This is a genomic window from Streptomyces sp. NBC_00523 (genome assembly GCF_036346615.1).
GTDB lineage: Bacteria > Actinomycetota > Actinomycetes > Streptomycetales > Streptomycetaceae > Streptomyces.
Window position 1 is genome coordinate 2,029,735 of the sequence record NZ_CP107836.1, and the last position, 14,549, is coordinate 2,044,283.

Genomic DNA, 14,549 nt, shown 5'->3' on the forward strand with positions numbered 1-14,549 from the left:
GCTCAGCGCAGTCCCGACCCGGCCGGGGCCGGGGCGGCCGGGGCCTCCGCGGGCTCGCCGTGGTCCAGGCCCGGGAGCCGGCCGAGGCCGCGCGGGGTGCGCCAGTTGCGCTCGCCGAGCAGCGCCATCACGGAGGGCAGCAGCACCATCCGTACGAGCGTGGCGTCCAGCAGGACCGCGACCGCGAGGCCGACGCCCATCTGCTGCATGTCCTGCATGGACAGGGTCGCGAAGACCGAGAACACGGCCACCATGATCACGGCCGCGCCGGTCACCGCCCCGGCCGTGCGGCGGACGCCCTCGTCGATCGCGGCCCGGTTGCCGATCCCCCGGCCGTGCGCCTCGCGGATCCGGGAGACGACGAAGACGTGGTAGTCCATCGAGAGCCCGAACAGGACGACGAGGACGAACAGCGGCATCCAGGACTCGACCGCACCGACGCTCTCCGAGCCGATCAGCCCGGCGCCCCAGCCGTGCTGGAAGACCGCGGTCATCACCCCGTACGCGGCGGCCACGGAGAGCAGATTGAGGATGATGGACGTCACCGCGATCACGTACGAGCGGAAGCAGAACAGCATCAGCAGGAACGTCACGGCGGTGATGAAGAGGAAGACGGGGGCGATCCCGCGCTTCAGCTGGTCGTTGAAGTCGACGGACCCGGCCACCTCGCCGGTGACGTAGGCGTGGGCGCCGCTGGAGTCGAAGGCGGCGGGCAGGCGGTCGTCGCGCAGGGCGGTGAGGTCCTTCTCGCCGCCGGGCAGCGGGACCTCGAACTCGGCGATGTTCTGCGCCCGGTGGACGGTGACGTGGTCGAAGCCGGCGAGGGCCTTGCGGACGGCCGGGGCGGTGATGTCGTCGGCCTCCACGACGACCTGGGCCGGGGCGGGGCCGCCGGGGAAGGTCTCGCTGATGTGGCGGTAGGCGACGGACAGCGTGGAGTCGGAGCCGAACTGCTTGTCCAGGCCCAGGGATTCGGTCTTCATGCCGACCGCGGGCGCGGCGAGCACCAGCAGGACGGCGACGGAGGCGGCGGCGAAGAACTTCGGGTGGTTCAGGACGGGGCGCAGCACCCGGCCCGCGATGCGGCCGCTCTCCGCCTTCCCCCGCTTTCCGCGCCGGTTCAGCAGCGGCACCCGGCCGGCGTCGATGCGGTCGCCGAGCCAGGAGAGCAGGGCGGGCAGCACGGTGACGGAGCCGAGCATGGCGATGCACACGACGGTGATGGTGGCGAGGGCGAAGCCCTTGAAGAGCATCAGGCCGGACAGGAACATCCCGGCCATGGCGACCATGACGGTGAGCCCGGAGACCAGCACGGCCCGGCCGCTGGTGGCGGCGGCGATGCGCAGGGCGGTCTCGGCGTCGCGTCCGGCCGCCCGCTCGTCGCGCTCGCGGCGCAGGTAGAACAGGCAGTAGTCGACGCCGACGGCGAAGCCCATCAGGAACATCACGGAGTACGTGGTCTGGAACAGGTGCAGCTGGTGGCTGGCGAGCGAGAGCAGGCCGAAGGCGGCCATGCACGCGGTGAGCGCGAGCCCGACGGGCAGCAGGGCGGCGACGACGGCGCCGAAGGCGACCAGCAGAATGCCGAGGGCCAGCGGTACGGCGGTGAACTCGGCCTTCTTGAAGTCGTCCGCGAGCAGGTCGCCGAGCCACTTGCCGGCGCTGGCGTCCCCGAACTGGCTGACGGTGACGTCGGGGTGGCCCTTCTGGACCCCGGCGACGGCGTCCAGTACCGGCTGCACCCGGTCGGGCGCGGTGTCCGGGTCGCCCTTCATCTCGAAGGTGATCAGCGCGTCCTTGCGGTCCTTGGAGGCGACCGGGTCCGCGAGGCCGGTGACCTCGCCGGTGTCCCGGAGGGCGGCGGTCAGCTCGCGGGCGGCGGTGCGCCAGCCGTCGGGCCCGGCGGCGGAGACCATAACGAGTTCGCCGGCCGGGTGGCCGAGCCCCGCGTCGGAGAGGATCTGCTCGGCGCGGGCCGAGTCGCCCGCGCCGTTCTCGGCGTCGGTCATCTCGACCATGCCCGAGGCGCCGCCGATGCCCGCGGCGAGTACGACGAAGAGCAGCCAGCCGAGAATGGCCGTCTTGCGGTGGTGTGCGCTCCACACACCGATACGTGCCGCGAGGTTACGCCTCATGGCGGGTTCGCCCCCTGTTGGTGGAAGTCCGACGATGCCCCTCGAATCTAGGAACGCCGGGCCGGGCGCCCCAGCCGGTGGAACACCCGGTCGCGCGGCACATAGGGCGAGGTGGCGGGGGTGGTGCTGGGTACACCCCCACCGGGTGGGAAACCGGCTGACGTGTGCGGGGTGCGCCGGGTCAGACTGTGTGCGACACGGGGCCGGCAGAGGGCCCGGCGAGGGAACGAGGGACCGGGATGGACGCGAAGCGGGGACGGATCGGGGCGGCGCTGCTGGCCGCGTGGCGCGGGCTGGTGGTGTCGTTCGCCGCCCTCGCGGGGTCGTGCACGCTGTTCGTACTGGCGCTGGTCTCCATCGTCATGATCCCGCTGGGCATCGGCCTGGTGACCACGCCGTACATCCTGGAGGCGGTCCGCAAGCACGCCAACCAGCGGAGGCTGCTGGCGATCACCTGGTCGGACGTGCGCATCCCGGTTCCGTACCGGCCGTTCCCGAAGGATGTGCGGAGCGGGTTCACCGGGCAGGTGGAGCGGACCACGCTGATGCTGAAGGACCCGGCGACCTGGCGGGACATGCGGTGGCTGGTGGTCGACATGACGGCCGGCTACACGGTGGCGATCCTGGCGGCGGCGCTGATGGTCTACCCGGTGGAGGGGTTCGTGCTGGCGGCGGGCCTGTGGCGGGTCTTCACGGACGACCGGTACTGGTACGGGTTCGTCCCGGTCGACAGCCAGGCGACGGGGCTGCTGGCCGCCGCGCTCGGCGTGGTGCTCTTCGCCTTCGGGGTGCTGGTGAGCGAGCGGCTGCTGCGGGCGCACTTCGTGCTGGCCCGGTCGGTGCTCGCCCCCACCCAGGAGCAGGAACTCGCCCTGCGCATCGACCGGTTGACCGAGTCCCGGCACGAGGCGGTGGACACGGCCGCCTCCGAGCTCCGGCGCATCGAGCGCGATCTGCACGACGGGGCGCAGGCCCGGCTGGTCGCGATGGGGATGAACCTCGGCACCGTGGAGGCGCTGATCGAGAAGGACCCGGCGCAGGCGAAGCAGCTCCTGGCGATGGCCCGGGAGTCCTCGGCCGAGGCGCTGACGGAGCTGCGCGACCTGGTCCGGGGCATCCACCCGCCGGTGCTGGCCGAGCGGGGGCTCGGGGACGCGGTGAAGGCGCTGGCGCTGCGGCTGCCGGTCCCGTGCGACGTGGACGTGGAGCTGACGGGCCGGGCGGAGGCGCCGGTGGAGTCGGCGGCGTACTTCGCGGTCAGCGAGGCGCTGACGAACGCGGCGAAGCACTCGGGGGCCGACCGGATCTGGGTGGACCTGCGCCACAGCGACGGGGCGCTCCGGTTCTCGGTCACGGACAACGGGAGGGGCGGCGCCTCGGTCGGGGCGGGCTCGGGGCTGAGCGGTATCGAACGCCGGCTCGGTACATTCGACGGCATCATGGCCGTCAGCAGCCCCGCGGGCGGTCCCACCATGGTGACCATGGAGATCCCTTGCGAGTTGTCCTAGCCGAAGATCTCTTCCTGCTGCGCGACGGCCTGGTGCGGATGCTGGAGGCGTACGACTTCGAGATCGCGGCCGCCGTCGAGACCGGGCCGGAACTCACCAAGGCCCTCGCCGAGTTGGAGCCGGACGTCGCCGTGGTCGACGTCCGGCTCCCGCCGTCCCACACGGACGAGGGGCTTCAGTGCGCGCTGGCGGCCCGGCGGGCGCGGCCCGGGCTGCCCGTCCTCGTACTCTCCCAGCACGTCGAGCAGTTGTACGCGCGCGAGCTGCTGGCGGACGGCAACGGCGGGATCGGGTATCTGCTCAAGGACCGGGTGTTCGACGCGGACCAGTTCATCGACGCGGTGCGCCGGGTCGCGGCGGGCGGCACGGCGATGGATCCGCAGGTCATCTCGCAGCTGCTGACGCGGCGTTCGCAGGACAAGCCGATGGGCGGGCTGACGCCGCGCGAGCGGGAGGTCATGGAGCTGATGGCCCAGGGTCGGTCGAACGCGGCGATCGCCTCGCAGATGGTGATCACGGAGCGGGCGGTGGCCAAGCACACCTCGAACATCTTCGGGAAGCTGAGCCTGCCGCCGTCCGACGACGACAACCGCCGCGTTCTGGCCGTCCTGGCGTATCTGGACCGGGGTTAGCTGCTGGTGAGGTGCAGGGTGGTGGCGCCCAGGTGCGGCTTCGCGCGGGACTCCAGTACCTTGACGCGGACCGCCGTGGCGGTGACGGCCCCGGGCAGCGGCAGGATGCGTTCGTGGCCGATGGTGGTGCCCTCGGCGATCCGCTGCCAGGCGCCGTTCACCCTGACCTCGACGGCGAACTTCTCCACCCGCTGACCGTGCCGGATGTCCTCGCGGACGGCGACGCGGTCGAAGGTGTACGGGCCGGGGCCGTGCGCCCGTACGTCGGTGCCGTAGATCCGGCGCACGTCGGCACCGAAGGCGGTCAGCCGGCTGACGTCCTCGGCGGCGATGCGGCCGTCGGGGGCGGGCGGGACGTTGAGCAGGAGCGAGGCGTTGCGGCCGACGCTCTTCTCGTACAGGTCCATCAACTGCGCGGCCGTCTTGGGCTGTTCGTTCTCGTGGTAGAACCAGCCGGGCCGGTTGGAGACGTCCGCCTCGGCCGGATACCACTGGAGGTAGTTGATCTCCGGTCCGAGGAGCCGGGCGCGGGAGCCGATGTCGGGGTCGGTGGAGTCGTTGGGCAGCGAGCCGAGCCCGGTCCAGGGGTCGGTGACGTGCGGGGTGACGCTCCACTCGGTCTCGCGGGCGGTGCCGTTCTCGTTGCCGACCCAGCGCACGCCCTGGGGGCCCTGGAAGACGACGGTGTCCGGCGAGAGCGCCTTGACCATGTCGAACCACTGCTTGACGTCGTACTTCTGCGTGATGCCGGAGCCGGACCAGGGGTTGGCGCCGTCGAGCCACAGCTCCTCGACGGGGCCGTACTGGGTGAAGATCTCGTAGAGCTGGTTGAGGTAGTACGCGTCGTAGTCGTCGGCCCGCACCTGGAAGCTGGGCAGCCTGCCGCTCTTCACACGGGCGGCGCGGTCGTCGCCGGGGACGAGGGTGGGGATGGTGCGCGCGGTGACGGGGCTGCCGTTGCCGAAGCGGCCCTGGCCCGCCGGGGCGCGGTCGCCGTCCTCCAGGGCCATGCGCTCGGGCAGGGAGAGCGCCTGTCCGGCGGCCTCCTTGGCGCGGATCTTCTCGACCCACTCGGCGTGCCAGGCGTGCGGGAGTTCGGCGCCGTCGGAGGGCGAGAGGTAGAAGCCGACCTTCAGCCCGGCCTTGCGGGCGGCCTTCACATAGGCGGCGACGACATCGGGGTTGCCGGGGCTGAGGGCGACCGAGTGGTCGGTGTAGCGGCTGGGGTAGAGCACGAAGCCGTCGTGGTGCTTGACGGTGAGCATGACCTGTTCGGCCCCGGCGGCCTTGTAGGCACGCATCCACTGGTCGGCGTCGATGGCGTCGGGCGCGAACAGCTTCTCGTCCTCGGTGCCCGAGCCCCACTCGCGGCCGGTGAAGGTGTTCATGCCGAAGTGCGTGAAGGCGGTGACCTCCCTTTGCTGCCAGGCGAGTTGCCCGGCGGTGGGGACGACGTTCGCCGCCTTCTCGATGATCCGCGCGGGGCTGTCGCAGTCCTCCACCGTCATCTGCGAGGCGGGCTTCACGGGCCCCCGGCACGCACCCGCCGCGGCGGACGGCCCGGGCGCGGCCTGGTGCGCGGTGGCGGTGACGGGGATGAGCGCGGCGGCCGCCGCCAGTGCGAGCGCGCTGAGCACCTGGGTGTGTCGTGCCATGGTTCCCTCTCCTTCACGACCCATAAGTGGTCGGATCTCTCGGGTGCCGACGCGTGCATGCTGCCGCAGAGAGGGCCCCACGGATAGGGCGCGGACGCCATACGTCCTATGTCTGGCGAGAGAAGTCCAAGTCGCCGGGACTGCGCTCAGCCGTTGAACCAGGCCGCCACATCGAGCCGGAAGGCGCCGTCCGGGGCCATCGCGCGCAGGTCGTCCTCCAGGGCGCGGACCCGTTCGGCGCCCAGGGTCCGAACCCACTCGGCCCGCAGCCGGTCAAAGCCCTCGGCGGACCGCCGGAGCACGTCGATGCCCCGCGCGGTCAGCAGGACCAGCTTGCGGCGCCCGTCGGCCGGGTCGTCGGCGCGCTCCACGTAACCGAGGCTCTCCAGCCGGTCGACGGTCTTGCCCGCGGCCTGTTTGGAGACGCCGAGGCGGCGGCCGATCTCACTGGCGGTCGCACCCTCCACGCCCACGGCCTGGAGCGCGTAGCCGTACGCGGGCCGCATGTCCGGGTGTCCCTGCTCGGCGAGCTCGCGGTGGAGCGCGTCGATGACCGTACGGAAACCGGCGAACAGCAGAAGGGGCAGCTCGAAGCCCCTGCCGACCTCCCCGGGACGCACTTCTCCACGGCCGCCCACCCGCTCAGCCATTGCGAAACTCGACAACCTGGTTTACGTTTTGTTCGTCAATCATGTTGTCGAGTTTAGCCGAGAGGTCCCACCATGCCCGCGACCGCCTTCCCCGACCACACCCTCGAATCGGCCCCCGCCGCCGCCAAGTCCGGCCTCACCGCCATCGCGCAGAAGCAGGGCTTCCTGCCGTCCGCCGCCGCCCGCATGGCCACCTCCCCCGAGGTGCTGAGCGGCTTCCTCCGGCTGAACGCGCTCTTCGAGGCCACCACCCTGGACCGGCTCTCGCGCGAGGTCCTGAGCATGACCATGGCCACCCGGAACGACTGCCACGTCTGCGTGGCGATCCACACCGGGATCCTCACCGCTCTGGACGCCGAGCCCGCCCTCATCGCCGCCCTCCGCGAGGGCATCCCGCTCCCGGACGAACGCCTCGAAGCCCTGCGGCGGTTCACCCTGGCCGTCCTCGCCGCGAACGGGGCCGTGGACGACGCGGCGATCGAGGCGTTCACGGCCCACGGCTACACCGCGCGCAACGCGCTGGAGGTCACGCTCGGCATCGCCACCTACACCCTGTCCACCTTCGCCAACCGGATGACCGGCGCCCCGGTCGACGGCCCGCTGGCCCGGTTCGCCTGACGCCCGCCGGTCCCCCGGCGGAGGGGCCCCGGAGTGACCATCGCACCATTCGCTCGTTCAGCTGAATGTGCGCCCACCGTCAGAGCTACCGCAGGCCCTCGCCCCGGCCGACGCGGAACAGGCCGAGGCCGCGCTGGTCGAGCACTACCCGCGGCTGGTGCGGATCGGCTACCTCCTGCTGCCGCCCTCGCCGGGCCGCACCCGTCGGGTGTTCGCCGCCCACGCCCTCGCCCAGCGCTCCCTCCAGGCCGCCCACCGCGCCCGGCCCGCCGCCGTCCCCCTCCCCCGCCGCACCGGCGACGCCGACCCCGCGTACACCTACGTGCGGCGCCAGGTGCTGCGCCGGGTGCTGGCGGCGGGGCGCACCCGGCGCCTCCGGTTCCGGCCGCGCCGCGCCGCCCTGCCGCCCGTCCTGCCGTCGGCATGGGGCCTGCGCCTGCTCCCGCGCCCCGGGGGCGCCGGTGAACTCGCCCTGGAACGGGAGCTGGCGGCGCTCACCGCCCCCGCCCGGGCCGCGTTCGTCCTGCGCGGCCTGGAGGGGCTCGCGGACGGGGAGGTCCGGCGGGAGCTGGCCGCCGCCGGGGTCGCCGATCCGCACGCGGCCCTGACGGAGGCGGACGGGGTGCGGGCGAGCCCCGCGCTCCTGGGCTCCCCGGAGTTCGACCCCTGCTCGCTCCAGGCCCGGCCGCCCGATCTGCCGGGCCGCCGCAGACGCGCCCGCACCGCGCTGGCGGCCGTCGCCGCGCTCCTGGTGTGCGGGGCGCTGCTCGGGCTGCCCGGCGGCGGCTGGGGGCACGGCGGGCTGACCGCCCCGTCGTACGCGCGCAACCCGGCCGCCGAAGCGGCCCTGGACCCGGGCGCGTTGCGCCGGGTGCCCGCGACGTACTGGCTCCACTCGGCGCGTACGGACTTCACCTCCTGGCCCACGCGCGGCGACCGCACCCAGGACACCCGGCTGCTGCGGCGCGCGCTCGCGGTCTGGGCCCGTCCCGGCGCCGGGGTCCGGACCTCGGCAACACCCGGCACGCCCACGGGCCCGCCGATGGGCGCTCCGCAACTGCTGTACGCGGGTGAGGTCGGGGACTCCGCGGTGGTGCTGTTCCACGACGGGCTGCGCGTCGTGCGGTACGCCGAGCCGCGCAACGCCGACCCCGCGCTGGGCGCCGCCCTCGACTTCGCCCGGGTGGACGGGGCGGACGAGGGGTCGTCGGGCGCGCTGGTGGTGGCCAGGACCGGGGACGGGGTGCGGTATCTGACGGCTCCCTGGGTGCGGGAGGCCCGGGTGCGGGACCTGCTCGCGCCGGACCGGGCGCCCCGCCCGCTGGACCGCTCCCCGGACGGGGTGACCGGCCCGCTGGCGGACCCGGCGGCGGGCTCCGGCTGCCGGTCCTGGGAGGCGGTCGAGCTGGCCGGGGGCTCCTCGGCGCGGCTGGTCACGGATCTGGGCGAGCTCGCCCCGGCCCGGCTGACCTACGGCACCCCGGGCAGCCCGCACGACGTCACGGGGCGGGCCGGGCGGGAGAGCTGGGCGCGCACCGCGTGCCTGCTGCGGGAGGTCCGCTCGCACGGGGTGCGGTCGGTCAACTCCTGGGCCTACGCCCGGCAGCCGCTGCCCGAGGCCGGGGGCACGGCGCGCTGGCTGTGCACCCGGGCGGAGACCTGGCGGGGGGCGGGGAGCCGGGTCATCGCGCAGTTCCAGGCCCCGTCCGCCCGTCCGGCGGCGCCGGGCGCGGTCGCGGCGCGGGGCGAGGACGCGCCGGAGTGCGGGGCGCGGACGCCCCGGGTGCTGGCGGGCGTGCTGTGGCAGTCGCCGGGCGGGCGGTGGTACGTCCTGGCGGCGGGCAGCGAGCAGTTCGCCTCGCTGTCCACCTCGGGCGGGGTGACGGGGAGCGCCCCGGGGCGGCTGCTCGCGGTGCCCGCCGCCGAAGGGGTCCGGCCCCGGCTCGACGGACGGCTGAAGGACGGCAGCCGGGTGGGCGCGCTGCACTGAGCGGCCACCCCGGCTTCCGGAACCGGGAATTCGGCGCACGCCCCTGTTCCCCGGGCTTACCGCTCAGTATTTTGACAACATGTCTAACACGCAGCCAGCGGCGGTCGCGGCGGAGCGGACCGCCCTCAAGGCCCGCCGGGTCAGCTTCGCCTGGGACCGGACCCCCTTGCACTGGGTGCCGGGCGATCCGTTCACCACGCACACCATCAACGTGCTCCACCTCCTGCTGCCCGCCGGGGAGCGCTGGTTCATCCACGTCTACCGCCAGGTGCTCCCGTACATCCACGACGAGGAGCTGCGCCAGGACGTCATCGGCTTCATCGGCCAGGAGGCGATGCACTCCCAGGCCCACGACGACGTGCTCCCGCACCTCAAGGAGCTGGGGCTCGACCCGACGCCGTACACCGCGCAGGTCGACTGGCTCTTCGAGAAGCTGCTCGGCGACCGGACGCTGCCGCCGGGCCGGGCGCGGACCTGGTGGCTGAAGGAGCGGGTGGCGACGATCGCGGCGATCGAGCACTACACCGCCTTCCTCGGCGACTGGATACTCAACGCCGACGAGCTGGACCGGCGCGGGGCCGACCCGACCATGCTGGACCTGCTGCGCTGGCACGGCGCCGAGGAGGTCGAGCACCGCTCGGTCGCCTTCGACGTGTTCATGCACGTCGACGGCGGCTACCGGCGGCGGGTGCGGACCTGGGCGACGGCGTTCTCCGCGCTGCTCTTCCTCTGGCAGCGCGGCACCCGGTTCTTCATGGAGAACGACCCGAGCCTGCTGGACGGCAAGGCGTCCTTCGGGCAGTTCTACCGCAGCGGCCGGCACGGCACCCTGCCCAGCACCCCGTCGATCCTGCGCTCCGTCCCGCGCTATCTGAGCCGTACGTACCACCCCTCGCAGGAGGGCAGCACGGCCCAGGCCGTCGACTACCTCACCCGCTCGCCCGCCGCCGTCGCGGCCGAGGCCCGTACGACGGAAGCCCGCTGACCATGCCGCGTTCCCTGCCCCTCCCCCGCCCGCTCACGGTCGCCGTGGCGGCCGGAGCCGTGCTGCTCGCCCGGCGGGCGATGCGCCGCCGCATCCAGAAGTCCCCGCTGTGGCCGATGCCCGCGCTGGACGAGCCCGTATCCGGCCGGAACACGAGCCGTTCGACCACCGGACGGCGGCTGCTGGTCACCGGCCGGACCAGCCCCGCCGACGGCGTCGTCCAACTCCGCCTGGAGGGGCCGGACCTGCCCGCCTGGGAGCCCGGCGCCCATCTGGACCTGGTGCTGCCCTCCGGTCTCGTCCGGCAGTACTCGCTGTGCGGGGACCCCGCCGACACCGGCGCGTACACCGTGGCCGCCCGGCTCGTCGAGGACGGGCGCGGCGGCTCCCGCGAGGTGCACACCGCGCTCCACGAGGGCGCCGAGGTCGAGGTGCGCGGCCCGCGCAACCGCTTCCCGCTCGCCGACGCCCCCGCCCACCTCCTGATCGCCGGCGGCATCGGCATCACCCCGGTCCTGCCGATGGTGCGCCGGCTGGCCGCCGAGGGCGCCGACTGGCGGCTGCTGTACGGGGGCCGGAGCCGGGACACGATGCCGTTCGTGGAGGAGGTCGAGAAACTGGGCGCCGACGGGGACCGGGTCACGGTCGTCCCGCAGGACGAGGCGGGCCACCCGGACCTCGCCGCCGCCCTCGCGGACGCGGCCGAGGGCACGGCGGTCCACTGCTGCGGCCCGGAGCCCCTGATGGAGGCGGTCGCCGCCGCCCTGCCGCCCGGCTGCACCCTGCACCTGGAACGCTTCACGGCGCCGGGTCCGGACCCGGCCGGTGCGGCCCCGTTCGAGGTGGAGCTGCGCCGCTCGGGGCGTACGGTCCCGGTCGCGGCGGACCAGTCGGTGCTGGCCGCCGTGCGCGCCGAACTGCCGCATGTCGCGTACTCCTGCGAGCAGGGCTTCTGCGGTACGTGCCAACAGCGCGTCCTGGCGGGCGAGGTGGAGCACCACGACGACCTGCTCACGGACGCGGAGCGCGCGGACTCCATGCTGATCTGCGTCTCCCGGTGCCGGGGCGGGGAGCGGCTGGTGCTGGACCTCTGATCCGGCCGGACCCACCGGTCGGTACGCTGGGGGCATGACGACCGGGGTGCGGCGCAGGATGGGCGTCGAGGAGCGCAGGCAGCAGCTGATCGGCGTCGCGCTGGAGTTGTTCAGCCACCGGGCGCCGGACGAGGTGTCGATCGATGAGATCGCGGCGGCGGCCGGGATCTCGCGACCCCTGGTCTACCACTACTTCCCAGGCAAACAGAGCCTGTACGAGGCGGCGTTGCGCCGGGCGGCCGACGAGCTGGCGGCCCGGTTCATGGAGCCGCACGAAGGGCCGCTGGGCGCCCGGCTGCTGCGGGTGATGGGCCGGTTCTTCGACTTCGTGGACGAGCACGGGCCCGGGTTCGCCGCGCTGATGCGGGGCGGTCCGGCGGTGGGCTCGTCCACGGCGAACGCCATGATCGACGGGGTGCGCCAAGCCGCCTGCGAGCAGATCCTGGCCCACCTGGACGTCGGGGAGCCCCCGGCCCGGCTGGAGTTGGTCGTACGGTCCTGGGTGTCGCTCGCCGAGTCGACGGCGCTGCTCTGGCTGGACGGGCGCCGGGTGCCCCGGGCGGAGCTGGAGTTGCAGCTCGTGCACGACTTCGCCGCGCTGGCCGCCGTGAGCGCGGCGTACGACGAGGAGATGGCGGGCATCGTGCTCCGGGTGCTGGCGCGGGAACCGGCGGACGGGCCGTTCGGGGACCTGCTGACCCGGCTCTCCGCGCTGGCACCGGCCGTTCCGGCGGTGCCCACGCAGCGGCTGCCGTAGCGGCTCAGACCTTCCGGTACGACGGGTCGAGGTCCCGGGCCTCCGCCGAGAGGTGCAGCATCGGACCGGTGACCGTGCCGAGGTGGGCGCGCAGCAGCTCCAGGACGGCCTCGGTGAGCCGGGCCTTGGTCTCCGGGGTGCGGCCGGGCAGCAGCGAGATGTCCACGTGGACGAGCGCGTCGCCGTCCGGCGCGTCCGCGACCACCGTCTCCTCGGCCCGCCGGAAGCGGGTCTTGCAGGCGGCGATCTTGGTGTCGACGGTCTCGGCGACGACCGGGTGCAGCGCGAGGGCGAACGCGGGGCGGTCGAAGGCGTCGCCGAGCTCGGCGGAGTAGTCGACGGTGATCTGCGGCATGACGGCCTCCGGGGCGGTCGGGGCGTGGGCGGACGCCGTCCAGCCTTCCCGTACCGGCGAGGGCGCACAACAACGATTCACTATGTGAGCAGTTCCCCGTGGAGCGCCAGGGCGAGGCCCGCCTCCGCGCTGTCGGCGCGGCCCTGTTCGAAGGCACGCCGGTAGGCCGCGTCGCCGACCGCCTCCCGGGCGCGCCGCTCGCAGGTCTCGCGGACGGGTCCGAGCTCGGGGGTGCCGCGCTGGGGGTGGCCGACCATGCGCCAGTAGACCTGTCCGGTGCCGTAGACGCGGGCGGCCCTGGCGCCCTCGCCCTGGGCCGCGATGGCGGCGGCCAGGATGTCCAGGCCGAGCGCGATGCCGAAGCGGTCGCGGAGCCGGTGCTTGCCCGCGAGCATGGCCCGCGCGTGCGCGGCGGCGGGGGCCGCGCGGCCCTGGAGCAGGGCGATCAGGGCGAGTTGATAGTCCACGTAGGACCGGGTCCAGCACTCGTCCTGGGCCTCGCAGGCCGCCCGCAGCACCACGGCGGCCGACGCGGCCTCCTCCAGGCGGCCGAGCCCGGTGAGGGCGAAGACGGTGATGAGGTGGCAGCGCAGCCGGTAGGCCGCTTCGAGCCGGGTCCCGGAGGCGGTGGTCCGCAGCACCCGCCGCGCCTCGTGGAGGCCCTTCTCGGGCTCGCCGGTCATCAGGTGGGTGAGGCCGCGCAGATAGGCGGCGGCGAGGATGCCCTCGTCGGTGCCGTCGGCGGCGGCCTCGCGGACGCACTCGCGGCCGATGCGTTCGGCGGCCGGGTAGTCGCCCTGGAGCAGGACGCAGATGCCGAGCACCCACAGCACCCGGGTGCGGTGGGGGCCGTCGGGCGGTCCGGTGTCCAGGGCGCGCTGGGCGTACCCCCGAGTCTGCGGGAGGTGGCCGCAGCAGCACCAGAAGAAGCCGATGCGGCCGGCCATCTCCTGGGCGGCGGCCGGGTCGTGGGCGAGGAGGTGGTCGAGCGCGGCGCACAGGTCGGCGTGCGCGTCGGCGATGCGGTGGTACCAGAGGATCTGGTCGTCGCCGGTCCACCCGGCGTGGGCGTTGCGGGCGAGGCGCAGGAAGCAGGCGGCGTGCCGGTCGGCGGCCTCCCGTTCCTCGCCGAGCTCCACGAGCCACATCCGGCCGTACTCGCGCAGGGTGTCGAGCATGCGGTGCCGGGTGCCCTCCCGGCTGACGACGGACTTGGCGGCCAGGCCGCGCAGGGCGGTGCGGACGCCGTCCTCGGTGAGGGGGCCGCCCGCGCAGACGGTGACGGCGGTGTCCTCCTCGAAGTCGCCGCGCAGCACGGTGAGCCGGGCCCACAGGAGCCGTTCCAGCGGGGTGCACAGCTCGTGGGACCAGCCGACGGTGGTGCGCAGGGTGCGGTGGCGGACCGGGCGGAGCGTGCTGTCGGCGAAGACGTCGAGCCGGGAGCCGAGGCGCTGGGCGATCTCCTGGACGCTCTGCCGGCCGACCGCGGCGGCGGCGAGCTCGATGGCGAGCGGGATGCCGTCGAGGCGGCGGCAGATGTCGGCGGCCGCCTCGGCGGTGCCCGGTTCCCGGAACGGGGTGGCGGGGGCGGCGGCCGTGGCGCGTTCCCGGAAGAGGGTGAGGGCGTCGGCGGCGCCGTCGACGGGCAGCGGGTCGACCTCCACGAGCTGTTCGCCCCGCAGGCTCAGGGGCTGGCGGCTGGTGGCGAGGACGGTGAGCCCGGGCGAGGTGGTGAGGATCTCGCCGAGGAGGTGGGCGCAGGCGGGGAGCAGGTGCTCGCAGGAGTCCAGGACGAGCAGGAGCTGCTTGTCGGCGAGCCATTCGCACAGTACGTCGATGGGCGGGCGCAGGGTGTGGTCGCTGAGGCCGACCGCGTCGGAGACGGTGGCGAGGAGGAGTTCGTCGTCGTGCAGCGGGGCGAGGTCGGCCCACCGGACGCCGTCGCGGTAGCCGGGGGCGGCGCGGCGGGCGGCGCGGAGGGCGAGCCGGGTCTTGCCGACGCCTCCGGTGCCGGTGAGGGTGGTCAGCCGGCCGGTGGCGAGGGCGTGTTCGAGCCCGGTGAGCTCGGCCGTCCGTCCGACAAAGCTGGTGGTCTCCTCGGGGAGGTTGCTGGCCATCGTCACCGTCGCTGCACAGGTGGAGGGAAAGGCGTGCCCGGGGGTGTGTGTGG

The 14,549-nt window shown here is 74.1% G+C and carries 12 protein-coding genes; 7 read left to right on the top strand and 5 right to left on the bottom strand.

The window, feature by feature from the left end; translation table 11 throughout:
* Window positions 1-2: 2 nt before the first annotated feature.
* On the bottom strand, window positions 3-2,135 hold the full coding sequence (locus tag OHS17_RS09145; RefSeq protein ID WP_330311752.1) for an MMPL family transporter: 2,133 nt from the start codon (window positions 2,133-2,135) through the stop codon (window positions 3-5).
* 239 nt (window positions 2,136-2,374) lie between these two features.
* On the opposite strand from OHS17_RS09145, the gene OHS17_RS09150 reads away from it, so the two are divergent.
* Both OHS17_RS09150 and OHS17_RS09155 read left to right on the top strand, forming a co-directional pair.
* On the top strand, window positions 2,375-3,643 hold the full coding sequence (locus tag OHS17_RS09150) for a sensor histidine kinase (RefSeq protein WP_330311753.1): 1,269 nt from the start codon (window positions 2,375-2,377) through the stop codon (window positions 3,641-3,643).
* Window positions 3,628-4,275, top strand: coding sequence for a LuxR C-terminal-related transcriptional regulator (locus OHS17_RS09155; RefSeq protein ID WP_132902110.1), 648 nt, complete (start codon window positions 3,628-3,630; stop codon window positions 4,273-4,275). Before OHS17_RS09150 ends, OHS17_RS09155 begins: the two co-directional genes overlap by 16 nt.
* Here OHS17_RS09155 and OHS17_RS09160 read toward each other — a convergent pair.
* Together OHS17_RS09160 and OHS17_RS09165 are read right to left on the bottom strand one after the other, a co-directional pair.
* Window positions 4,272-5,930 (bottom strand): alpha-L-fucosidase, encoded by a 1,659-nt coding sequence (locus tag OHS17_RS09160; RefSeq protein WP_330311754.1) that lies wholly within the window; start codon window positions 5,928-5,930, stop codon window positions 4,272-4,274. The two genes, OHS17_RS09155 and OHS17_RS09160, sit on opposite strands and share 4 nt — an antisense overlap.
* A 146-nt stretch (window positions 5,931-6,076) precedes the next feature.
* Complete coding sequence (locus OHS17_RS09165; RefSeq protein ID WP_330311755.1) at window positions 6,077-6,580, bottom strand: MarR family winged helix-turn-helix transcriptional regulator; 504 nt, start codon at window positions 6,578-6,580, stop codon at window positions 6,077-6,079.
* A gap of 72 nt (window positions 6,581-6,652) precedes the next feature.
* On the opposite strand from OHS17_RS09165, the gene OHS17_RS09170 reads away from it, so the two are divergent.
* The 5 genes from OHS17_RS09170 to OHS17_RS09190 all read left to right on the top strand — a co-directional run bounded on the left by OHS17_RS09170 (window position 6,653) and on the right by OHS17_RS09190 (window position 12,024).
* The gene (locus OHS17_RS09170; RefSeq protein WP_330311756.1) at window positions 6,653-7,198 is read left to right on the top strand and encodes a carboxymuconolactone decarboxylase family protein; all 546 of its coding nucleotides are present in this window, start codon (window positions 6,653-6,655) and stop codon (window positions 7,196-7,198) included.
* Window positions 7,199-7,265: 67 nt separating this feature from the next.
* Window positions 7,266-9,188, top strand: a complete 1,923-nt coding sequence (locus OHS17_RS09175) for a hypothetical protein (RefSeq protein WP_330311757.1) — start codon at window positions 7,266-7,268, stop codon at window positions 9,186-9,188.
* Between the two features lie 79 nt (window positions 9,189-9,267).
* Window positions 9,268-10,173: a metal-dependent hydrolase gene (locus OHS17_RS09180; RefSeq protein WP_020207441.1), complete on the top strand. Its 906-nt coding sequence runs from the start codon at window positions 9,268-9,270 to the stop codon at window positions 10,171-10,173.
* A gap of 2 nt (window positions 10,174-10,175) precedes the next feature.
* Window positions 10,176-11,267: a PDR/VanB family oxidoreductase gene (locus tag OHS17_RS09185; RefSeq protein WP_330311758.1), complete on the top strand. Its 1,092-nt coding sequence runs from the start codon at window positions 10,176-10,178 to the stop codon at window positions 11,265-11,267.
* Window positions 11,268-11,301: 34 nt separating this feature from the next.
* On the top strand, window positions 11,302-12,024 hold the full coding sequence (locus OHS17_RS09190) for a TetR/AcrR family transcriptional regulator (protein ID WP_330311759.1): 723 nt from the start codon (window positions 11,302-11,304) through the stop codon (window positions 12,022-12,024).
* A gap of 4 nt (window positions 12,025-12,028) precedes the next feature.
* On the opposite strand, the gene OHS17_RS09195 is transcribed toward OHS17_RS09190, so the two are convergent.
* Both OHS17_RS09195 and OHS17_RS09200 read right to left on the bottom strand, forming a co-directional pair.
* Complete coding sequence (locus OHS17_RS09195) at window positions 12,029-12,379, bottom strand: 5-carboxymethyl-2-hydroxymuconate Delta-isomerase (protein WP_330311760.1); 351 nt, start codon at window positions 12,377-12,379, stop codon at window positions 12,029-12,031.
* Between the two features lie 80 nt (window positions 12,380-12,459).
* Window positions 12,460-14,496 carry an ATP-binding protein gene (locus OHS17_RS09200; protein ID WP_330311761.1) on the bottom strand — a complete coding sequence of 679 codons (2,037 nt, stop codon included), beginning with the start codon at window positions 14,494-14,496 and terminating at the stop codon, window positions 12,460-12,462.
* Between the last annotated feature and the right edge of the window lie 53 nt (window positions 14,497-14,549).

Coding starts and splice junctions, on each gene's coding strand:
- OHS17_RS09145 (WP_330311752.1), bottom strand. CDS start 2,135: ATGAGGCGTAACCTCGCGGCACGTATCGGTGTGTGGAGCGCACACCAC.
- OHS17_RS09150 (WP_330311753.1), top strand. CDS start 2,375: ATGGACGCGAAGCGGGGACGGATCGGGGCGGCGCTGCTGGCCGCGTGG.
- OHS17_RS09160 (WP_330311754.1), bottom strand. CDS start 5,930: ATGGCACGACACACCCAGGTGCTCAGCGCGCTCGCACTGGCGGCGGCC.
- OHS17_RS09165 (WP_330311755.1), bottom strand. CDS start 6,580: ATGGCTGAGCGGGTGGGCGGCCGTGGAGAAGTGCGTCCCGGGGAGGTC.
- OHS17_RS09170 (WP_330311756.1), top strand. CDS start 6,653: ATGCCCGCGACCGCCTTCCCCGACCACACCCTCGAATCGGCCCCCGCC.
- OHS17_RS09180 (WP_020207441.1), top strand. CDS start 9,268: ATGTCTAACACGCAGCCAGCGGCGGTCGCGGCGGAGCGGACCGCCCTC.
- OHS17_RS09185 (WP_330311758.1), top strand. CDS start 10,176: ATGCCGCGTTCCCTGCCCCTCCCCCGCCCGCTCACGGTCGCCGTGGCG.
- OHS17_RS09190 (WP_330311759.1), top strand. CDS start 11,302: ATGACGACCGGGGTGCGGCGCAGGATGGGCGTCGAGGAGCGCAGGCAG.
- OHS17_RS09195 (WP_330311760.1), bottom strand. CDS start 12,379: ATGCCGCAGATCACCGTCGACTACTCCGCCGAGCTCGGCGACGCCTTC.
- OHS17_RS09200 (WP_330311761.1), bottom strand. CDS start 14,496: ATGGCCAGCAACCTCCCCGAGGAGACCACCAGCTTTGTCGGACGGACG.